This window comes from Arsenophonus nasoniae DSM 15247, assembly GCF_000429565.1.
GTDB classification, from domain to species: domain Bacteria; phylum Pseudomonadota; class Gammaproteobacteria; order Enterobacterales; family Enterobacteriaceae; genus Arsenophonus; species Arsenophonus nasoniae.
Genome location: NZ_AUCC01000002.1, coordinates 70508 through 93589, shown reverse-complemented (window position 1 = coordinate 93589; position 23082 = coordinate 70508). Strand labels below are relative to the sequence as shown.

Here is a 23082-nt window from a genome sequence, read left to right as displayed (position 1 = left end):
TAATTAATTATAGTTATAATGGTTATTATGATTATTTACTGGGTATTTTTATTAAAAAAACAACCTATTACTTTTCTTTTTTATCGTTAACCGCTTTTTTATTATTTTTAACGTGATTTTTTTAGCGCTTTTTTAGTTTATAGCAGATAAAATAAACTTGAATTTTATATGACGTATTTTGTCATTCAAAAAAGAGGAGATTTAATGGATCATTCAGCATCATCCCTCATCACAACAATTGTTGGTGGTTTAGCTCTTGCCTATCTATTTGGTATGATTGCACAACGGCTAAGAATATCACCGTTAGTCGGCTATTTGTTGGCCGGTGTACTCATTGGTCCATTTACACCAGGCTTTGTGGCAAATACAAATTTAGCCAGTGAACTTGCTGAAATTGGTGTTATATTATTGATGTTTGGTGTTGGTTTACATTTTTCCTTAAAAGATCTTTTAGCCGTAAAATCAATTGCTATTCCTGGTGCTATCGCTCAAATAATTACCGCGACCTTATTAGGTCTTGGTTTAGCCATATTATTTGGCTGGGGATTATTTGCTGGAATTGTTTTTGGTCTTTGTCTCTCAACGGCCAGTACAGTAGTACTATTGAGGGCATTAGAAGAACGTCAACTTATCGATAGTAAACGAGGACGAATTGCCATTGGCTGGCTGATTGTTGAAGATTTAGTCATGGTATTGACATTGGTATTGCTCCCCGCAATTGCCGGTATTGTCGATAGCAATAATGCCAGTTTTAATGAGCTGGCTATTAAATTAACTTTTACCGTTGGTAAAGTCGCTATTTTTATCATCATTACCCTTTTCCTAGGCCGACAACTCATTCCATGGATGCTAGCCCGTACCGCGGCAACGGGTTCCCGTGAATTATTCACATTAGCGGTTTTAGTACTAGCGCTCGGTATTGCCTATGCTGCGGTAACACTATTTAATGCTTCTTTTGCCCTTGGCGCCTTTTTCGCTGGAATGATCTTAAATGAATCTGAATTAAGCCATCGAGCCGCACAAGATACGCTACCTTTGCGAGATGCCTTTGCGGTTCTGTTTTTTGTATCGGTTGGTATGCTGCTAGATCCTATCATATTGATAGAACAGCCACTCGCTATATTGGCGGTTTTAGCAATCATTACTATTGGTAAATCACTCGCCGCCTTACTGTTAGTGAGACTATTTGGCCATAGTCGTCGTACCGCTTTAACTATCGCGATAAGTTTGGCACAAATTGGTGAATTCTCTTTTATCCTAGCCGGAATGGGGATCGCACTCAATGTGTTTGATAGTCAAGCGCCAAACCTGGTTTTAGCTGGTGCAATCCTCTCTATTATGATTAATCCGTTACTATTTAGCTTACTCGACCGTTATCTGAAGAAAACCGAAACAACAGAGGAAGAATTATTAGAAGAAACACAAGAAGAAGTTGCACAAATTCCCGTTGATATTTGCGGTCATGCGATCATTGTTGGTTATGGACGTGTTGGTACTATTCTAGCGGAAAAATTACGTCAAAAAGATATTCCGTTGGTTGTTATTGAAAATACCCGTGCCCGATTTGAAGAGTTAGCCAAAAATGGCTTCCGCTCATTAATTGGCAATGCCGTAAACAAAGCACTAATGAAACTGGCTCGCATAGATTGTGCTCAAACACTTTTACTCACCATTCCAAATGGTTATGAAGCAGGCCAAATTGTCGAGAAAGCTAGATTATTAAATCCAGACATTACAATTATTGTGCGTGCCCACTATGATGATGAAGTTAGATACATTCGTGAACGTGGTGCAAATCATATCGTTGTTGGTGAACATGAAATTGCCAAAACTATGGCTCATTTCCTAGCTAAAAAGAAAACAACCGGCTGTACTATTAACAATCATGACGATAATTTATTATCAGGCACTAAAGATTTAGATAAATACTTAAAACCTGATACTTTTAACTAGCCGATAAAATAAATCAGGGGAAATATTAGTTTTCTCATGATTTTTATCAAATTACCGTTCCCAATAAGATTCTTCTAAACTATCCTCTTTTTCAGGCAAACTTCGCGTTAATCGTGGTGAATGTTGGATAAGCACCTGATAACTTACCCTATTAGCGTATTTACACACCTGTGCTAAGGAAGAATATGTCAGAAAGGGTAAACTATGTTTTGTTGAATTAGGAATATTTAAACGATGAAAACGATTGGCGGTAATATCATGTAATAAGGCCGACAATGCACCATCACCGGCTCCATTGGTATTCATAATTTTCTCTGGCCCCCCCATATAAGGCTCAATATGTGAATAGATCCTAAAAGGCAGTTGACAATCTTTCTTTCTCATCGCCCGGCTAAATTCATAACGATTAAATTGCTTAATAGCACCAGATAATAGTGGATGTTGAGTTTCTCTTTTATATGCTGATTCGGTAAAACCGGCCATGTAAAGTCCGTCCACACCGGCGGTACAAAGAACAAGGTCGACCCAATCAAGCACTTTGTCGGCAGCTAATAAGGGATCGTTGAACCCTGTCAACTCTAACGCTTCTTCTTCGTTCATTGCCACAACAGAAACGTATTTAGCGAGAAAATCCTGCCAAAAGGCAGGATCATCGGCAATAACAAATTTAGTGCCCATTGTTAGCACAACGGGCACATCATGTTTCTTGGCATATTCTATTGCTTGCATTGTTGCTGCTGGCATCGGTTCTCCAGGCTGACAACGAACAAGATAAGCGGTAATAACCAGTGCTGATGATTCTGCAATAATTTGCTCTGGAATGCTCTCAGGACGCAATTGGTTCATTAACCCAGGACTAATTGCAAATGTTCGCTCACCATTTTCCGTAATTAAAGTAAAACAGCGACCAATCGGGCCATTGATACCTTGTAAATAATTTAAATCCATCCGGCTGGAAGTATGGCATAAATAACGATAGGCATAACTACCAATTTGAATGTTATTGCACATCGTACCCAACAGCACAGATCTATTATCCGCTAATAAAGAGTAATTATGTAAAGTATTCCCTATCGTGCCACCAGCAAACTCATGGCTAATAAGATTTTTTTCTGTTAACTCACGATAAAGTCTTTCAGCAATCGCATCTTCAATAACTAAAGAGTGCCCCTGGCTAAGTTGATAACGCTGAATAAAATCATCATCGACTTTTGCTTCAATATCAACCAAAGTTTGGTCAATACCAACAATATAAGCATGATCGCCTGCGCTATTGATTAACTCTTGACTGGATAATAAGGGATCTCGAAGACTAACAGGGAAATAGTGCTTGGACTTTCGTTGACCAGGGAATTTCATAATAGGTAGATTAGTATTAACGAAAGGAGCGAGTCTAACATAATTAACATCATTGAGCAGCAGGAAAATCGCCTGCTGCTTATTTAAAATGATCTCATCAGACTTTTTGCTTGCGATTATTTACCATATGGCGTAACAAAACATAAATACAACCCAAAATTAAACCAGCTATTCCAGCTAATACTACCATATAGGTTCGCTGAGGTGCCTGTTTAGCAATAGGTAAAGTTGGCTTTTGCATATATTTCACTGGTTGGAACCAAATATCTTTCGTATCTAGCGCTTGTAATTGTTGGATATATTGTTGACTACTTAACAAGTCAGAATTCGATAATGACAAATCATTACCCTTTTCAATAATGGCCAATTTTTTAGCTAATGCTTCTGAACCTAATGCAATAGGATAATCTGGATCATCTTGAATAAAGTTATGCGTAGTTGAAACCGGTTTTTTTAAACCAACAGATTGCGCTATGGCTAATGAATTCCTTAGTCGTTGAATCGCAACCCGATTCGCATTTTCTAAAGCCGCCAGCTCAATAGCATATTTACCTTTAGCATAAACAAGTTGTTGCGCTATTTTTTCATTTAACTCCGCTTTTATCTCTTGCCGTATATTTGAGCCAATATAACGTAAATAGTCAGACAATAAATCCTGTGCATCTTGCGCCGTTACGGCAGTAAATCCTACGCTTGCTTCTATCGGCCATTTTCGCATATTAGTAGTATTACTGACATTATTATCTGCGCTATTACTAAAAGTAACTTTGCCAACAGTAATATTATTTATCATATCACGTAAAAGCTGTTGTTCTCTTTCTAACGATTGGGACTCTGAAGATTTAACTAACCGCTGAAAATAGTCGCTACTTTTTAGAAAATTTTCCTGTAACAGCTGCGAACGATAAGCGTCAAGAAATTTGGCATAAACCTGCTGAGCATCAATATTTGTTTCTATATCCAGTACTTTTAACTGGCTAAGGAATTCATTCAGCTTAAACAGTTCTTGAGTAGTAGGTTGAACAATCTAGGCTTCACTTTTCCATTTTTGCGGAGAAAATAGCGACCAGCAAAAAATGGCAGCGGTGAAAACCACAACAAAAATAGTAATCAACAATTTAGATTTATAGAGAATAGAAAAAAGCTCAATTAAATCAATTTCATCATCTTGTTTCATCTTGGCAGAATAAAAAGATGGATCGATCTCAGTGCTTGCATCCAATAACGGTCGATTTGTCATAGTGTATAGTTTCTAACTGTCATGTTGTTAACAATTAATCACAAATATTCACCTATCTCTATCTTATGCAAACTTGAATAGCTGAATAATCAAATAATACTCATTAATCAAGAAAAGTTTAGTCATAAAATTCTGCATTTCCAACCTTAATAAAACATACAGCTCACATTTATCAACAATATTCTCATTTTTACAACAATGATATTTAAAACCAGTAAATTGCCATAAATTATCTAGAAAAACCCAATAAAATATTAATCTTTCTAAAAAATAAGAATAAATAATAAAATACTATTTAAATAATCTAAATATCATAAAAACTCATTTACTCTTTTATACAATAATAATAATCCATATTACCAGTTTAAATATATAATTTTACAATTATTAGATAAAACTAACGATTATAAACAAGCAATTACAGAAAAATTTCAAATTTATGATAGTGCTATAATCACTATAAGAACTTTTAATTTTAGCTAAAATTCCATTCAAATAATCACTAATCTTAATTTTATTACTGACATAAAAGGGTTAGAAATTATTTTAGTTTTATATTAATTAAACATAACATGCTTATTTAGTGAGTTTTAACAAAAATAAATTTTATTTAAAATTGATAAACCATGCTATAGACTATCTCTGATTAATTCGGTCATTAACAGAATATGATTTTCTGAGTCATTAAGTGCAGGTATATACTGATACTTTTCACCACCAGCGGCATAAAATAATTCTTTATTCTGCACCGCAATCTCCTCTAGGGTTTCCAGACAATCCACCGAAAAACCCGGACATAACAGCTGAACATGCTTAACTCCACTCTTTGCTAAGCTTGCTAAGGTAACGTCTGTATAAGGTGTAAGCCAGGGTTCACGCCCAAAGCGTGACTGATAAGTCATAATGATTTTATCAGCGGGAAAATTAATTAATTCACTAAATAAACGGGTTGTTAGCTCACATTGTTGCGGATAAATATCACCTGTCTCTGCGTAACGTTGAGGGATACCATGATAAGAAAGTAATAATCGATCAGGTTTACCATATTGTGCAAAACTTAACTCAACCGACTTTTTTAATGCCTCAATATAATAAGGGTGATTAGCATAACTACGAATAAAGTGAAGCCCGGGTATGGTTCGATATTTTTTTAACGCTCGACAAATCGCATCAAACACTGCCGCTGTGGTTGAACAAGAATATTGTGGATAAAGCGGCAATACAATAATATTTTCAACCTGCTGAATTAATAGTTTATCAATCGCATCTGCAATAGAAGGTGAACCATAACTCATACCTAATTCTACAGGAATAGTGGGAAGTTGTTTTGCCAGTGCAGCCTGCTGTTGCAAACTATAACTTAGCAATGGAGAGCCGGCTTCTGTCCAAATTGACCGATATAATTTAGCAACTTTTGGTGAGCGTAATGGTAAAATCACTAAATGTAATAGCGGTTTCCAAATTATCCTTGAAATATCAATAACTCTTACATCACTAAGAAATTCTGCCAAAAAACGTTTCACCGCCGCTGGCGTCGGTGCATCAGGCGTCCCTAAGTTAACTAATAAAACACCATACTTCTTGATACTCATGCCAATTGGCTCCATTTTTATTTAACGCTAACTATTAATAACCTTATCATAACTTTTTGAATATTTTTACTTCTACTAATTAGCAATAAATAAAAAATAGGCATCCAAATTGGATGCCTACTTTACCAACTAACAATTAACCTAAAATTTTAGCCAACTCTTCACTGACTTCAGTCACTTTACGGCTACCATCCAATTTAAAGTACTTGGTATGAGCAGCAGCAGCTTCTTGACGATAATAAGCAATTAAAGGCTCAGTTAACTGATGATACTCCACTAACCGCTTGCGAACGGTTTCTTCCTGATCATCTTTACGAATGCTTAATTCTTCACCGGTAACATCATCTCTGTTTGCTATTTTGGGTGGATTAAATTTAATATGATAAACACGCCCCGAAGCCGTATGCACACGGCGCCCAACAATGCGTTCAACAATAATTTCATCAGGTACATCAAATTCCAACACATAATCTACCGTAATACCGGCATTTTTCATCGCGTCTGCTTGTGGGATAGTGCGTGGAAATCCATCTAGTAAAAAGCCATTTCGGCAATCATCCTGGGCTATGCGCTGTTTAACTAAAGCAATAACTAACTCATCAGTAACAAGCTTACCGCTATCCATTAATTCTTTCGCTTTTCGACCCAACTCTGTGCCTGCCTTTACGGCAGCACGTAGCATATCACCGGTAGAAATTTGTGGAATACCATACCTCTCCATGATGAATTGTGCCTGAGTCCCCTTACCTGCGCCTGGCGCGCCGAGCAGAATAATACGCATTGCGTAAACCCCTTGCTATTTCATTTTTATAATTTGAAAGAAAAGTTACCTTATCATTAGGCATATACATAACTCAAGAAAACAGATAACCATTGAATAATCAAATTATTTTCGTTAAAAAAACAAACCACGTCTTAAAATTACTAAAACGTGGTTTTATGAACAACCTGGTTAATTAAATAAATTTTAGCCCAAAAGTAACTTATTAATACGACGAATAAATTGATTAGGATCTTCTAGGCTACCTTGTTCAACGAACAACGCCTGATCTAATAATACTTCTATCCACTCAGAAAATAAGCCATCATCTGTTAGTTCTGTCACTTTTTTAACTAGTGAATGCTCAGGATTAAGTTCAAAATTATATTTTATTTCCGGCGCTGATTGACCCACCGCAGCAAAAAGTTTTGCCATCTGGGTACTCATATCATTCGCATCGGTCGTCACGATTGCCGGCGTGTCAGTTAAACGATGTGTTAACTTCACCTCCTTCACCCGTTCGCCTAATAATTTTTTCACCCGCTCAACAAAAGGCTCCAGTTTTTTATCTGTCTCTTCTTGCTCTTTCTTATCTTCATCAGCCAGTTTTTCCAGTGACTCATCTGTCTTACTAACAGATTGAAAAGATTTACCTTCAAATTCTGGCAAATAATTCATCATCCACTCATCAATCCGATCAGATAATAATAAAACCTCAATACCTTTTTTACGGAATAGTTCTAAATGTGGGCTGTTTTTCGCCGCAGCATAACTATCTGCGGTAATGTAATAAATTTTTTCCTGCCCCTCAATCATTCGACTAACATAATCTTCGAGAGAAACATTCTGTAAATTACTCTCATTATGTGTTGATGCAAAACGTAATAGTTTAGTAATGCCTTCTTTATTGGTTGTATCTTCCGCAGGACCCTCTTTCAGCACTAATCCAAATTCCTGCCAGAATTGTTGATACTGTTCAGGTTCACTTTTGGCCAATTTTTCCAACATCTGCAATGCACGTTTGGTTAATGCACTACGTAAACTACGAGTAATATCACTATCTTGTAAAATTTCTCGTGAAACATTTAATGGTAAGTCATTAGAGTCAACTAACCCACGTACGAAACGTAAGTAATTTGGCATAAACTGTTCAGCTTCATCCATGATAAAAACACGGTGAACATAAAGCTTTAAACCATGTTTATTATCACGATTCCACAAATCGAAAGGCGCTTTAGTTGGTATATAAAGTAGGCTGGTATACTCTTGCTTACCCTCTACCCGATTATGACTCCATATTAAAGGATCCGCATAATCATGGAAAACATGCTTATAAAATTCTTTATATTCTTCAGCCGTAATATCATTTTTGTTACGTGTCCATAGTGCCTGGGCTTTGTTAATCTTTTCCCAAATGACCGTATCATCTTCTTCGTTCTTGGCTTCAATTTCCACTGGCAGAGCAATATGATCTGAATATTTGCTGATTACCGAACGTAAACGCCAGTTATCTAAGAATTCCGTTTGGTCTTCACGTAAATGCAAGGTAATTTCAGTACCACGCTCTGCTTTTTCAATATCAGCAACGGTATAGTCACCCTCACCCTGAGATTGCCAGAAAACTCCTTTATCAGCAGCCATGCCCGCTGCTCGAGTACGTACGGTCACTTTATCGGCAACAATAAAAGCTTGAATAGAAACCAACACCAAACTGACCGATTAATGGACTATCTTTCGCTTGTTCGTTACCTAAAGACTGTAAAAAAGCCTTGGTACCAGATTTAGCAATAGTTCCTAAATTATCAATAACCTCTTCGCGCGTCATGCCAATACCGTTATCACTAATGGTTAAGGTTTTTTTGTCTTTATCAACAGCAATTCTAACTCTTAAGTCACCATCATTTTCATAAAGATCTGATTGTGAAAGTGCTTTAAAACGTAATTTATCCGCTGCATCAGATGCGTTTGAAATCAGTTCGCGAAGAAAAATTTCTTTATTGGAATAAAGAGAATGGATCATCAATTGTAATAACTGTTTTACTTCTGATTGAAATCCACGAGTTTCTTGTCCTTTCATACTCATTAAATAGCCTCAATTTTAGAATAATTTTATTGGGTTGAATGGTTATGAAACTCAGATGGGGATATAAATTGAAAATTTCAAGCTCACCTTTGTCAAAAGAGTGTTGACAGCCGATATAGTTAACTTTTTCATAAAAAATAAGCAGAGTTTTTAACCTCTGCATAGGTTTATTTATATTACATTTATATTATCAATAATTAATTTTCTGACGGCCAATGATTGAATGTGATAACGTTGTTCCGTCAACCATTTCAAGCTCACCGCCAACCGGAATACCATGAGCAATACGACTGGCCATGACCTGATATTGAGCACATATGCCAGCTATATAGTTAGCAGTCGCTTCCCCTTCAATTGTTGGGTTGGTAGCCAAGATCACTTCTGATACCGTCTCAGTCGCTAATTTATCGGCTAAGCTATCAAGGCCAATATCCTTAGGCCCAATACCATCTAATGGCGACAAATGGCCCATCAAAACAAAATAACGTCCGACAAACTGCCCCGTTTGTTCTATGGCATAAATATCGGCCGGGCTTTCAACCACACATATTTGGCCCGATTGTTGACGTCTCGGGTTAGTACAAATTGAACAGTGATCTTTTTCAGTAAATGTTCGACAACCCTGACAATGACCTATCTCAGACATTGCACGTGTCAACGCCTGAGCCAATTGCATGCCACCACTACGATCACGTTGCAAAAGATGAAAAGCCATACGTTGCGCCGATTTTGGTCCTACACCAGGCAAACAGCGTAACGCTTCCATTAAAGATTCAAGAAGTGGGCTCGTTTGCATCAAAATGGCATCTTAAAGCCTGGAGGTAATTGCATGCCATTAGATGCATTAGCCATTTTTTCTTTTTGTGCTTCTTCTATACGACGCGCAGCATCATTAAATGCGGCCGCAATAAGATCTTCTAGCATATCTTTATCATCTGCCATCAAACTAGGATCGATTTCAACCCGACGGCAATTATGCGCACCATTAATGGTTACTTTAACAAGACCTGCACCAGATTCGCCGGTAACCTCCATGTTAGCAATCTCTTCTTGTACTTTCTGCATCTTTTCTTGCATTTGCTGAGCCTGTTTCATCAGGTTACCCAGCCCACCTTTACCAAACATAATATTCTCTCTTTCTGATCTGTTACCAAGATATACTTTAACCTTGCAACATTGTACTTAACGGTATGTATTCGACTACACAGGCCGAATACTTTCTTCATCTAACTGTGCATCAAACAGCGTGCGCAAAGTCTGAATGGTTTTATCCACAATAATGGATTGACGAGCCTGTGCTAGCATCTCTTCATAAATTACCTGCCGCCATTCCAAGGGTGTCTTGACGGCCGGATTATCATCTTCGATGATAACCAGTTTTATCGGCTGGCCATATAACTCACATAAGGCTTTTGTTAATGCTTTATGCGCAGGCTCAGTATTCAAATGCCGTTGCGTTGATCGTAAGTGTAAACACATTTCCGTTTCATTTAACGATTCCTTATAAGCATTCAACGCAAGTTGTTCTATCAATTTTGGCACTTTTAACTGAGAAATTTCAGCCGACCAGTGGTCACGCGCTTGGGCTTCAAGCGCAATTTTATTGGCAAGTTCCGGTGTTCTTTCATATTCCAATGCTTGTTTAATATTGCCGGGCGTTGTTACTCGCTCTATTTTTTGCTCAGAAATATTTTGCGGGCGCCACTGATAAGATTTATCTTTTTGATTTTTTTCATCTTTCTTAACCTGCTTCGGCTGATTTGCAACAGATTGCTGATGCTGCGTAGAAACCGTTGCTAATCGTTCTAGCGCCGACATCGCCGACGGCGTTTTCGTCTTCGACGATGCTGTGTCAGGCTTTTTTAGCGGTGTTTTCTCTTGCTCTTTTTTTAGTGACGCTTTTGCTTTTAGCAATTGCAAGGTAGGCGTATTAATTAATTTTTCATCTGATGGACTTATCGCTTTATCAATGACTTTTTTTTTATCTTTTATATTAGAGGAGACATTAGTATGACTATCAATATCATTGCCTAGGGTAACTGATTCAATTCTATTTGGCGACGATACCAATGAAACTTCAGTATCATTAATACACTTAGGATGAAATGCTAATGCACGTAATAACGTCATTTCAACCCCCATTCGCCTTTCTGGCGCATAGGGAAGCTCTTTACGTCCGACTAATAAGGTTTGATAATAGAGCTGTAAATCCGTTGGCGTAATTAAGCGCGCAAGTAAACATAAACGCTCATCAATCGGCGAAGCAGTATCTTGCATCTCCACAGGTAAAAGCTGGATCATCGCAATGCGATGAATTAATGATAACATTTCAATCAAAACGTTTTCCCAGTCACTGCCTCGCAAAGCAATATCTTCGACTAAAGCCATCATTTTTTGACCATCGGCATGTACAATCGCTTCAATGATAGCTAGGGGCTGTTCATCATTCAATATTCCTAGCATTTGACTAACTGAATCAGCCAATACCTTCCCTTGCCCCATAGCAATCGCTTGATCAGTCAAACTTAATGCATCACGTAAACTACCTTCGGCCGCTCTGGCGATTAATTGGCGGGCTCGTTTATCACTCGATATTTGCTCGGCCGCTAAAATGCGTTCAAGTTGACTACTAATTTGGTCAATATCCAGTGTTCTTAAATGAAATTGAAGGCAACGTGATAAAACCGTTATCGGTAATTTCTGTGGATCGGTCGTTGCTAAGAGAAATTTTACATGTTCTGGCGGCTCTTCTAGTGTCTTGAGCAAAGCATTGAAGCTATGACGAGAAAGCATATGAACTTCGTCGATTAAGTAGACTTTAAATCGACCACGCGCTGGTGCATACTGGACATTATCTAGCAGCTCGCGGGTATCCTCAACTTTAGTGCGCGAAGCGGCATCAATTTCAATCAAATCAACAAATCGCCCATGCGCTATCTCAAGACAGTTAACACACTGACCACAAGGATTCTGGCTTATCCCTACCTCACAGTTAAGGCCTTTCGCAAAAAGTCGCGCAATGGTCGTTTTTCCAACCCCGCGGGTACCAGAAAATAGGTAAGCATGATGAAGCCGCTGCTGTTGCAAACCATTTGCCAGCGCGGTCAAAACGTGTTGTTGCCCAACTACATCGGTAAATGTTTGTGGGCGCCATTTACGGGCAAGTACCTGGTAGCTCATGATTCCTATTAGACGTTAAGTATATAGTTTGTTAACCAACATAGCGCTGTTCGCCTAGTCAGCCCATTTCGCTAGAAAATTTTGCTCATTAATGTCCTGGGAATTCAACCAAATTAAAACAATTGACCCCTTGTTTTTTTAAACGTTCGATACCGCCTAAATCAGGCAAACAGATAATAAATGCCGCTTCATTCACTTTACCTCCAAGCTGCCGGATCAAGCGTACTGTTGCCTCAATCGTACCACCTGTAGCGAGTAAATCATCAACAACTAATACATTGTCTTTAGCTGAAATACTTTCTTTATGGATCTCTAGGGTATCGCTACCATATTCTAGCTCATAATTTTGCCGTAAAGTGGCTCGCGGTAGTTTTCCCTCTTTACGGACTGGCACAAATCCTACGCCTAAACGCAAAGCAACCGGCGCCCCAAACAAGAAGCCTCTTGCTTCAGTACCAACAATTTTAGTGATACCTTTATTTTTATAATGTTCAACAAGTAGATCAATAGTGGCCTGATAAGCGGCAGGATTATCCAATAGCGTTGTAATATCACGAAACAATACACCGGGTATCGGATAATCAGGAATTGTTTCAATACTGTCTTTTATAAATTGTATTTTTTTTTCATTAACCATCATAATTATCATCATAGATAAAATAATCAAACTCTACAATCTATGAAAAGTACTATAAAAATGCAATAACTTACTTACCAATATGCGCATTTTTACTGTAATAAGTCAAATCACAATCACATATTTTTTTATTATTATGGCTTACTATATGAAAACACAAAAGTTACTGAACGCGCTTGAAGAGCAAATTGAAGCATTATCAGAACAAATAAAGCCTATTGCACACTCTGCTTTTATAACATCACGTTTTGATCAAAAATTATTTTATCGAAAAAGCCATCAATTAAGCGATTGTTTATTTGAAATTAAGCAACATTTTTGTCAATTAAAAAATGCGGTTATCACTTCACGTTTAGAACAGGTTACTTTCTTGACAGAAAAAATTATTGCCCAAATTGGTGCAATAACGCGAGAATCTGCAACCCAAACATTAAGAGAACAAGAAAATCAACATAGCCAAAAAGAAAAAACCGTCGATCGCTATGAGCGTTTAGTTCAACATCAAGATTATGAACGTCGCCTAATAGCAATGATAAATGATAGAGAACAACAATTAGTTAAACAACAGTCATACGTTGCTTGCCAGAAACTGCAACAAGAAATAGCTGCATTAACAGGGAGGTTAGTGAGATGCCGTCAGGCTCTTTCACGCATAGAAAGGGCAATTGAGCGCGATGAAAATCAAAGTATCGAATAAAAAATAATATAGGTAATATTTAATGAATTTAGAGAATGCACCATTAGAAATCCAAGTTGCCATTGATTTAATTTATCTTCTGGAAATTAATCAAATCGAACCCACTACTGCACTCAAAGCACTCGATATTGTGAAAAAAGATTATGAGAATAAAAAAGCCATCACATCACTTACCAATGCAACTAAAAAACGTTGATATAAATAATCCAATTATTATTCTGCAGCATTATTAGTCTCGATTGTTTTTATCATGGTGCTTTTCTCTCTTTCCAGCGCCAAGAGTACGTTCAACTTCTTGCACTGAATCACCTTTGTTATTACGAAGGTGAACTTCTAACTGATTAAAAGCAATATCGATATTTTGTTCTCGACATAGGCGATCAATCATTCGATTAACTTCGTCCAATGTTGTACTTCTATCCGCTATCTGTCGAACATAAAAACGTAATTCATGATTAAGGGTACTGTCACCAAAATCAGTAAAAAATACTAATGGAGCAGGATCCGACATGATCTTATTGTTACTTTGCGCTGCCTGTAACAAAATCGCTTTGACTTTATCAAGATCAGAACCATAAGCAACACCTAGCTTGATAATAATACGGGTTATAGTATCTGATAACGACCAATTTATTAAACGTTCCGTCACAAATGCTTTATTGGGAATAATGACTTCTTTACGATCAAAATCCGTTATGGTAGTTGCTCGAATACGAATTTTACTTACTGTGCCTGAAAAATTACCAATCGTAACGGTATCACCAATTCTGACCGGCCTTTCAAACAGAATAATAATACCCGAGACAAAGTTGGCAAAAATTTCTTGTAGGCCAAAACCTAAACCAAATGTTAATGCTGCCGCTAGCCACTGTAACTTATTCCAGGTAACACCTAACATTGCTAATACGATAATGGTACCAATACCGATAATGATGTAGGTTAGCATCGTCGTGATAGCATAGCTTGATCCCTGCCGAAGCTTTAACCGAGACAGTACTAAAACCTCTAACAAACCGGGTAGATTTCGCGTCAATACTAAAGCGACAATAAAAATAATCATCGCTAAAATCAAATCAGCCAAGGTAACCGCTTGTAAAGTGTGGCCAACCTCATTTTGTACATTAGTGTGCCAAAGTTGAATACCATCTAAGAATGAGAAGATAGTAATGAAATCTGACCAAATCCAATAAAAAGCAACGATAAAGATCAGAAACAGTACCATACTGGTTAAACGTAGAGATTGTTGACTAATCAATTCAATTGACATTGGTGGTTCGGTAATGGGTTCATTTTCTTGCTCTTCTCGCGTCATATTATGACGACGCTCTAATGCCCTTTTATAAGCAAGCTTGCGCGCTGCAATAGATAATCCACGAATACAACTATGGTAAATAATATACCAAAGGAGTAATAAGTAGAGGCTATCAATCCAGCGACTGGAGAGTCGAAGAGTCGTGTAATAATAACCGACCATCATTAAACCAATTAACACCAGTGGAGAAAAAGCCAGTATAGTAATAATAATAGTACGAGTTAAATGCCCACCTTTTTGTTGCCAGATCCGACGGCAAAACGGCAAAGTAAATAGAAAAACTAAAAACAGGGATATTAATACAATTAATTGTCCGATGACATCATCCGCCAACCGCAAAGGATACATGACGCCATAACTTGACCAATAAATCAAAACAATCAACGGCAACATCAATTTCATCAAATGTTGACGTAGCCAGGACGTTTCTTTTTTAGCAATTAAAAAATGATTTTCTGCAATGCTATCAGGTTTAAGAATATTAATACACCATCTAAATAACACCCAAAATAGGGCCAATTGCAGAGCAAAACTCCAAACAAAATCACCATGGGGATTACCTGTTTTTAAAAACCAGTAACCAACTGCTAGTGCCATAAAAGCGCCAGGAAACGCCATCATTAGGGTTAAAATTAACGCTATCGGTGTATGTAATTGGTTATCTTTTTTGAATACCCTAACTTCCGCATTAATTTCTTTTAAACGTTGTTTAAACTTGCGATTCATCCAAAAAAAGAACAGACAAGCCAACAAAAGGGGAATAGTAACAACAGAAGAGTTAATTAACCCTTTGAATATGCTAATTAATGATAATTTAAAATTAAAAGAGGTAATTTCTACTTTCGCCGCTTCAGGAAAAGAAGTTAACCATGTTAGATCAATCGGTTTATTACTATTTACCCAAAAAATTTGCTGAGCTAATGTCTGCTCTAAAGAATCAATGACTCCCAGTAATTGTTGCTGATCTAACTGTAAATTAATCGCCTGAGAAATCTGATTACCCAGCTGTACGTTTAATTGATCTAAAAGATCGCGGCGTATATCAATCAGTAACTCTAATGCCCGCCAGACTTCCTTGGAAAGAGGCATTGCCTTGCTCTTATCTACCATTGAATCACTTATTGTATCGGCCAATTTATTAATATAATTAGAAGATTGATATAACTGATCACGCTCTTGGTTAATATCAAACTGCTCTAGCCTTAAATCGGCAATTAATGTTGGTGGATTTTTTGTTAATACATTAGGTGGCAAATTAATTTGTTTTTGAAAAAGTATGCGAGAAAGCAATAAACTTCCTCGTAAAACGGTAATTTGCTCTTTTAAATTACTCTCTACTTGTATGGCTCTTTCTAACCAAGATTTAACCCTTATCCCCTTTTGTACTAATTGGTTACTATCTTGGGTTACTGTAATCAAACGTTCACTTAGTGCTTTATTAATCGCTTTTTCATGTTTAATTATCGGATATTCTTCTACTTCCTGACTATTTATCGTTGAGCGTTGAGCTTCTTTAGCCGTTTCTTCAGAATAATTTAAGCGTTTATTATTAATAGCAGCCTGAACATATTGTATATCACTTTGAATTAACTCAATATAAGTTGCTGTATAATCACGTTGCTTCTGTAGCACATCTTGCAATTGAGTATTCGCTTCCAATGCGTGTTGTTGAAATTTATTTTGTTGCTGCAGATAAAATTGTTCGATTTGCAATAATCTTTGCAAAGAAGGCCGAATATCTTCATTGGAAGAGAAGTCATTATTTAGTTGGTAACGAATATCTTGTAGCCGTCGAGCATTTTCTAACATAATATTCATCGCTCGCTCTGGCTGGGTTTGTAATGCAACTAAGTTGCTATTAATATTGGCCAGATTTTCCTGCTGGTTTTGTAATACTTCTAATTTATTTTTTAATTGGCTCTCCAGTTGTGATAATGTTAAATGCTGATATTCAGTTTTAGTTTGCTCACTTTGTTGCTGCTCGCGTTTAATTTTAGCCAACTTCTCAAGTGCATTTCGCGCTTCTTTCGGCGCTTGTATAACTCTTTTTTGCATTAGATCAGCTTGCTTTTCTAATTCCGCTAATTCATCATAAAATTGAATTGCTTTTTTATAGTCAGCTAAAGCTTGGGTTTCAGGTGCAGTTAAATTGCTACGATTACTTAATGCATTTAATTCGCTTTGAATAGTTTGCCGTGAAGTTATATTGGTTAAGGTAGCGCTCTCAACTAAGGTTGCATTAAAAAGAAAGAATAAACCACAAGACAAGGACAATAAAGAAACTAACCGCTGATAATATGCTCTGTTTTGCAACCTTCGACTAAATGAAAACATAGTAGTATCCACTGAGTTAGATTAAAAATAAGAAAACAGTTAACAATCTCTCCTTAGAATTTATTTCCTTGTCTTAAATATTATTATATCTAAAAAGTTAAAACTTTATTGGATGCCAATGTCCACTCCGCTAAGTCAATCAAAGTGCCGATGGTAATCCCTTTAATTAACGGTAATTCAGTGATACCTCGAGCATCAGTACATGTCTTACATAATTTTATTTCTACTTGCTGCGCAAGCAAAATTTCTAACATCTGTTTTAAATTATAACCTTCAACTGGCTTTTGATTAATAAGACCGGCAACAACTGCATCAGACATTAAAAAAATTTTCATTTGCGTTGTCGCAGCCTGTTCCTTAACTGCAATCGCCAAACGTAGTGCATTAAAAAGATTTTCATCACCATAAGCGGCACCATTGGCAATAATCAAAAATAGTTTTTTTTCTTGCATCAAATCCTCCTTAATTATGTAATAAAACGTTTCAACTATTTCTTATTGATGGACTATATTTCATCATATCAATCATCGTATCCACGTAACGAATCGCATTTTCTTTGATATTAAAACTATCTGGTACACATAACCAATTTTCAAACAGGCCGGTAATTTCTGCTCGTATCATAATTGCTGCGCACTCAACATTGATATTGGCAGGCAATTGTTGTTTTTCCACACAGGCAATTAAAAGAGCGACTAATCTCTGATAGTTAATCATATAAATTTCACGTCGCAATTCAGCAAACTGTGCCATTTCACCTATCAATTCACATTTATGAAAAAAAATCTCAGTTAGCGCCTTGTTTTTAGTATCGTCAAAAAAGGTAAATAAAATATAATGTAATAATTTTCTCAATACAAAAAGTGGATCATTAGGGTATTTTAAGTGATACTTTTTCTGAGTTTCAGCTATTTGTTCATCAGTGAATTTACAAGCTTCAGAGAAAAGATCGACTTTATTTTTAAAATGCCAATAAATAGCACCACGAGTTACACCTGCGACCTCGGCTATATTAGATAAAGAGGTAGATGAAACTCCATACTTAGAAAATGTTCTAATTGCTGCATCAATTATTTCTTGGCGAGTTATTTTCGCTTGTTGCTTAGTTTTTCGTGCCATTTTAACTTACTTTCTTCTTATTGAAGTAAATTTACATACATTCATGTATGTTTTTGCAATAACATAAGAGACTTATCACATAATAATTCACTAGGTTTCAGATTTGAAATTGATATTTGAATATTGAGGTTTATTTATGCAAAAAAACAGAGGGGTTTTACCTCTGGTAATATTACTACTCTCAAGCTGTTTGATCCTGACAGCATGTGGCGATAATTCCCAGCAAGGTAATATTGCACCTCCAACACCTGAAGTTGGTGTCGTAACATTGGAAGTAAAGCCATTGACAGTAACAACTGAACTGCCTGGCCGTACTACTGCTTTTCGTATTGCCGAGGTAAGACCTCAAGTAGGAGGTATTATATTAAAAAGAAATTATACAGAAGGTAGTGATGTTGAAGCTGGAACTTCTTTATATCAAATAGATCCTGCTACCTATAAAGCCAATTATGACAGTGCAAAAGCCAATTTAGCAAAAGCAAAAGCTAATGCCGAAATTACTCGTTTAACAGTAAGTCGTTATAAACCTTTATTGGGAACAAATTACATCAGTAAACAAGAGTATGATACCGCAAACGCTAATTATGCTCAGGCATTAGCTTCTCTTAAAGCAGCTGAAGCGGCAGTTGAAACTGCGCGTATCAATCTTGAATATACCAAAGTAACTGCGCCTATTTCCGGCCGTTCGGGTAAATCCAACGTTACAGAAGGCGCGCTGGTCTCGACCGGGCAAACTAGTGCGCTAACAACCATTCAACAGTTAGATCCTATTTATATTGATGTTACTCAATCCAGCGACGATTATTTGAATTTAAAAAATGAAATCGCTAGCGGCAATTTATCTAAAGAATCGCAGCAAGCACCGGTTAGCCTAAAAATGAATAATGGTGAAGTTTACTCACAAAAAGGGATTCTTCAATTTTCCGATGTAACCGTTGATGAAAGTACTGGCTCTATCACGATGCGGGCTATTTTCCCCAATCCAGAAAAAAAACTACTTCCTGGTATGTTTGTTCGTGCCGTTTTAGAAGAAGGAGTGAAAAAAAATGCCATCCTAGTGCCACAGCAAGGCGTAAGTCGGACGCCGCGTGGTGAAGCTCAAGTGATGATTGTTAATACCAATAATGAAGTTGAAGTCCGTACGGTAATTACTGCGCAAGCAATTGGTAATCAATGGTTAATAACTAAAGGACTTAAAGCAGGAGAGCGTGTCATTGTTATTGGGTTACAGAAAATCAAGCCAGGCATGAAAGTGATAGCTAAAGAGACATCGTTAAATCCAAATACAACAGAAAAATAAATTTTCTACGCATAAGTCTTAAATTAAGGGAGTCGATAATTAATGCCTCAGTTTTTTATAGAACGGCCAATATTCGCGTGGGTAATAGCCATTATTACCATGCTTGCTGGTCTATTGGCAATTATCAAATTACCGGTTGCACAATATCCAACTATTGCGCCACCGTCTATCTCAATTGTAGCAACCTATCCTGGAGCAGACGCCACTACAGTCCAAAATACCGTTACTCAGGTTATCGAACAGAACATGAATGGAATTGATAATCTGGTTTATATGTCTTCAACTAGTGATGCAATGGGTAACATGTCTCTGACGCTTACCTTTGAAGCAGGGACAGATCCTGATATTGCACAAGTGCAGGTACAAAATAAATTACAATTGGCCATGCCATTACTACCTCAAGAGGTACAGCAGCAAGGCATTCATGTTAATAAATCTACCGGTTCTTTCTTGATGGTGGTCGCTTTTATTTCCAAAAATGGCTCAATGAATCAAGAAGATATTGCTGATTATGTTAACTCTCACATTAAAGATCCTATTAGCCGAGTAAAAGGTGTCGGTGAAACACAATTATTTGGTACCCAGTACGCTATGCGGATCTGGTTAGATCCAGATAAACTAGTTAAATACAATATGGCTACTCAAGATGTCATCAATGCCATAAAAATTCAAAACAACCAAGTTGCTGCTGGCCAACTAGGTGGAACACCACCGATCCCAGGCCAACGACTTAATGTTTCTATCATTGCTCAAACGCGGCTAAATAATGCCGAACAGTTTGCCAATATCCTGTTACGAGTTAATCCAGATGGTTCTCAGGTTCGCTTAAAAGACGTTGCCGTTGTTGAATTAGGCGCGGAAAATTATAGCATTCAAGCCAAATATAATGGTACTGCGTCAGCCGGTATCGGTATCAAATTGGCAACCGGGGCTAATGCCTTAGATACTGCCAAAGCCGTACGTGCTACGCTTGCTGAAATGGAGCTTTTTTTCCCTAATGGATTAGAGATTGTTTACCCTTATGACACCACACCGTTTGTAAAAATCTCAATTAACGAAGTAGTGAAAACACTGATCGAAGCTATCATGCTAGTCGTCGTTGTTATGTACTTATTCCTGCAAAATTTCCGCGCAACCTTGATCCCAACGATCGCCGTTCCTGTTGTTTTGCTTGGTACTTTTGCTATTTTGTCTGCAATGGGGTATTCAATTAACACGCTTACCATGTTCGCAATGGTGCTCGCTATCGGACTATTAGTCGATGATGCGATTGTGGTAGTAGAAAACGTTGAGCGTGTTATGCAAGAAGAGGGACTATCGCCAAAAGAAGCCACCAAAAAATCGATGGGACAAATCCAAGGGGCGCTCGTCGGTATAGCCTTAGTATTATCAGCAGTATTTATACCTATGGCTTTTTTTGGTGGCTCTACCGGCGCAATCTATCGTCAATTCTCGGTTACAATTGTCGCATCAATGGTGCTTTCTGTTCTGGTCGCATTAATCCTAACTCCCGCCCTTTGTGCCACAATATTAAAACCTATCCCTAAAGGTAGTCATGGTAAACAGACAGGCTTTTTCGGTTGGTTTAACCGGACGTTTGAAAAAAGTGCGCATCACTATACCAATAGTATTGGCCATATGCTTAGAGGCACCGGCCGTTACCTAGTGATTTATGTTATATTAGTTGCCGGTATGGCATTTCTCTTCCTAAAATTACCTTCTTCGTTTCTTCCTGAGGAAGATCAAGGAGTACTCTTGACGATGGTTCAGCTACCGCCAGGTTCAACTCAAGAACAAACTGTAGCGGTGCTTAACGATATTGACCAATATTATCGAACCAAAGAAAAAGAAAATGTTAAATCTGTCTTTACCGTAAGTGGCTTTGGCTTCGCTGGACAAGGACAAAACATGGGTCTTGCTTTCGTTGTTCTACAAGATTGGAAAGAACGCCATAGCGATAAAAGTCACGTTTCTCAAATTATTAATCGTGCCAATCTTGCCTTTTCAAAAATACAAGAAGCTATCATTTTCTCTTTCAATATTCCGGCCATACCCGAGCTAGGTACAGCCAGTGGTTTTGATTATGAACTTGTTGATCAAGGTAATTTAGGCCATGAGAAATTAATGGCAGCTCGTAATCAACTACTTGGACTTATCGCTCAACATCCTGATATATTGCAAAATGTTCGTCCTAATGGGCAAGATGATACCTCTCAGTATCGTTTTTATCTTGATCAACAAAAAGCTGAGGCTTTAGGTGTATCTATCAATGATATTAATGCAACCTTAAGTACTATGTTTGGTGGAATCTATGTAAATGACTTTATTGATCGTGAACGTGTTAAAAAAGTTTACGTACAAGCCAATGCCCCATTCCGAATGTTGCCCGCTGATATTGAAAAACTTTATGTCCGCAATAATCAAGGAAAAATGGTACCTTTCTCGGCGTTGATTGATCATAGTAAAGATCCATGGCTATATGGTTCACCACGTTTAGAACGCTATAATGGTTTACCTGCAATGGAAATCCAAGGTTCTGCGACTCCAGGGAAAAGTACCGGTGATGCCATGCTATTAATGGAGCAACTTACTGAAAAATTACCTGAAGGTATTGGTTATGAATGGACTGGTATGTCTTATCAAGAACGTCTTTCTGGTAATCAAGCACCTGCTTTATATGTAATTTCTCTTATTGTCGTTTTTCTCTGTTTAGCCGCTTTATATGAAAGTTGGTCAATTCCTTTTTCTGTTATGTTAGTTGTACCCTTAGGGGTTATTGGAGCATTACTCTTCACTTCAATTCGTGGATTAGAAAATGATGTTTACTTTAAGGTAGGCTTATTAACAACCATTGGCCTATCTGCCAAAAACGCCATATTAATTGTTGAGTTTGCGAAAGATCTAATGGAAAAAGAAGGAAAAGGGTTGATTGAAGCAACGCTAGATGCTGTCAAAATGCGGTTACGACCTATTTTAATGACATCATTAGCATTCATGCTTGGTGTTTTACCTCTGGTTATTAGTAACGGTGCCGGTTCAGGTGCGCAAAACTCTGTTGGTACAGGCGTGCTTGGCGGAATGATTGCAGCAACTACATTAGCAATCTATTTTGTTCCAGTATTTTTTGTCGTCATACGTAGACGTTTCACAAATAAATATTAACTTAGCGAGTTATTAGTAATATTTCCATTAAAAGGCCAGAATATCTGGCCTTTTATGTAAAAATATTTTTTAATAAATGAAAAATAAATCTAAATATATGACTAAAACTTATTTTTTATTAAAAAAATAAATAATAATGAAATAACACAGTTATACTGTAACTTTTTGTATATATTTGATATTTTACACTAGATTAGTTCTTTGATTAACATCATATAACAAAAAACTTTATACAGAGATAGTGACTTATGCGATAATAGTGCTATATTAATATCCAGTAGGTTGTTTGCATTACTTTTGCTATACTCACACAAGTATAATTTTTATAAATTATCTACATTCTTCTGATTGTTT

Annotated in this window: 17 protein-coding genes and 1 pseudogene; 5 read left to right on the top strand and 13 right to left on the bottom strand. The window is 37.1% G+C overall.

Annotated elements, in window-relative coordinates:
- Positions 1-204: 204 nt before the first annotated feature.
- Positions 205-1953: a YbaL family putative K(+) efflux transporter gene (ybaL, locus tag G468_RS0100980; RefSeq protein WP_026821500.1), complete on the top strand. Its 1749-nt coding sequence runs from the start codon at positions 205-207 to the stop codon at positions 1951-1953.
- Positions 1954-2004: 51 nt separating this feature from the next.
- Here ybaL and G468_RS0100975 read toward each other — a convergent pair whose 3' ends face one another.
- The 10 genes and pseudogenes from G468_RS0100975 to apt form a co-directional block, all read right to left on the bottom strand.
- Complete coding sequence (locus G468_RS0100975; protein ID WP_026821499.1) at positions 2005-3312, bottom strand: inosine/guanosine kinase; 1308 nt, start codon at positions 3310-3312, stop codon at positions 2005-2007.
- A 97-nt stretch (positions 3313-3409) separates the two neighbouring features.
- Complete coding sequence (locus G468_RS0100970) at positions 3410-4105, bottom strand: hypothetical protein (RefSeq protein ID WP_026821498.1); 696 nt, start codon at positions 4103-4105, stop codon at positions 3410-3412.
- A gap of 234 nt (positions 4106-4339) precedes the next feature.
- Positions 4340-4552 carry a Wzz/FepE/Etk N-terminal domain-containing protein gene (locus G468_RS0100965; protein WP_026821497.1) on the bottom strand — a complete coding sequence of 71 codons (213 nt, stop codon included), beginning with the start codon at positions 4550-4552 and terminating at the stop codon, positions 4340-4342.
- A 629-nt stretch (positions 4553-5181) separates the two neighbouring features.
- Positions 5182-6144, bottom strand: coding sequence for a ferrochelatase (gene hemH / locus G468_RS0100960; protein ID WP_026821496.1), 963 nt, complete (start codon positions 6142-6144; stop codon positions 5182-5184).
- Between the two features lie 136 nt (positions 6145-6280).
- Entirely contained in the window at positions 6281-6925 is a 645-nt protein-coding gene (adk, locus tag G468_RS0100955) for an adenylate kinase (RefSeq protein WP_026821495.1), read from the bottom strand.
- Between the two features lie 186 nt (positions 6926-7111).
- Positions 7112-8981, bottom strand: a pseudogene (gene htpG, locus G468_RS19370) (molecular chaperone HtpG).
- A 196-nt stretch (positions 8982-9177) separates the two neighbouring features.
- On the bottom strand, positions 9178-9783 hold the full coding sequence (gene recR, locus G468_RS0100945; RefSeq protein WP_026821494.1) for a recombination mediator RecR: 606 nt from the start codon (positions 9781-9783) through the stop codon (positions 9178-9180).
- Positions 9783-10112: a YbaB/EbfC family nucleoid-associated protein gene (locus G468_RS0100940; protein ID WP_026821493.1), complete on the bottom strand. Its 330-nt coding sequence runs from the start codon at positions 10110-10112 to the stop codon at positions 9783-9785. The genes recR and G468_RS0100940 overlap by 1 nt, the downstream gene beginning before the upstream one ends.
- A 75-nt stretch (positions 10113-10187) precedes the next feature.
- On the bottom strand, positions 10188-12167 hold the full coding sequence (gene dnaX / locus G468_RS0100935) for a DNA polymerase III subunit gamma/tau (protein ID WP_026821492.1): 1980 nt from the start codon (positions 12165-12167) through the stop codon (positions 10188-10190).
- Positions 12168-12255: 88 nt separating this feature from the next.
- A complete protein-coding gene (apt, locus tag G468_RS0100930) occupies positions 12256-12819 on the bottom strand; it encodes an adenine phosphoribosyltransferase (protein WP_406929613.1) in 564 nt (187 codons plus the stop codon).
- 133 nt (positions 12820-12952) lie between these two features.
- Here apt and priC point away from each other — a divergent pair, with 133 nt between their 5' ends.
- Entirely contained in the window at positions 12953-13501 is a 549-nt protein-coding gene (gene priC / locus G468_RS0100925; RefSeq protein WP_026821490.1) for a primosomal replication protein PriC, read from the top strand.
- Between the two features lie 22 nt (positions 13502-13523).
- The gene (rsmS, locus tag G468_RS22760; protein ID WP_071846834.1) at positions 13524-13697 is read left to right on the top strand and encodes a pleiotropic regulatory protein RsmS; all 174 of its coding nucleotides are present in this window, start codon (positions 13524-13526) and stop codon (positions 13695-13697) included.
- A 33-nt stretch (positions 13698-13730) separates the two neighbouring features.
- Here the strand turns inward: rsmS and mscK are convergent, their stop codons facing one another.
- The 3 genes from mscK to acrR all read right to left on the bottom strand — a co-directional run bounded on the left by mscK (position 13731) and on the right by acrR (position 18266).
- Positions 13731-17147, bottom strand: coding sequence for a mechanosensitive channel MscK (mscK, locus tag G468_RS0100915; protein WP_026821489.1), 3417 nt, complete (start codon positions 17145-17147; stop codon positions 13731-13733).
- 89 nt (positions 17148-17236) lie between these two features.
- Positions 17237-17599, bottom strand: coding sequence for a DsrE/DsrF/TusD sulfur relay family protein (locus tag G468_RS0100910; protein WP_034249140.1), 363 nt, complete (start codon positions 17597-17599; stop codon positions 17237-17239).
- Positions 17600-17630: 31 nt separating this feature from the next.
- Positions 17631-18266 carry a multidrug efflux transporter transcriptional repressor AcrR gene (gene acrR / locus G468_RS0100905; RefSeq protein ID WP_026821487.1) on the bottom strand — a complete coding sequence of 212 codons (636 nt, stop codon included), beginning with the start codon at positions 18264-18266 and terminating at the stop codon, positions 17631-17633.
- A 136-nt stretch (positions 18267-18402) separates the two neighbouring features.
- Between acrR and G468_RS0100900 the strand changes: the two genes are divergently transcribed.
- Both G468_RS0100900 and G468_RS0100895 read left to right on the top strand, forming a co-directional pair.
- Positions 18403-19566: an efflux RND transporter periplasmic adaptor subunit gene (locus tag G468_RS0100900; RefSeq protein ID WP_026821486.1), complete on the top strand. Its 1164-nt coding sequence runs from the start codon at positions 18403-18405 to the stop codon at positions 19564-19566.
- Between the two features lie 42 nt (positions 19567-19608).
- A complete protein-coding gene (locus tag G468_RS0100895) occupies positions 19609-22728 on the top strand; it encodes an efflux RND transporter permease subunit (RefSeq protein WP_026821485.1) in 3120 nt (1039 codons plus the stop codon).
- The last annotated feature ends 354 nt before the right edge of the window (positions 22729-23082 follow it).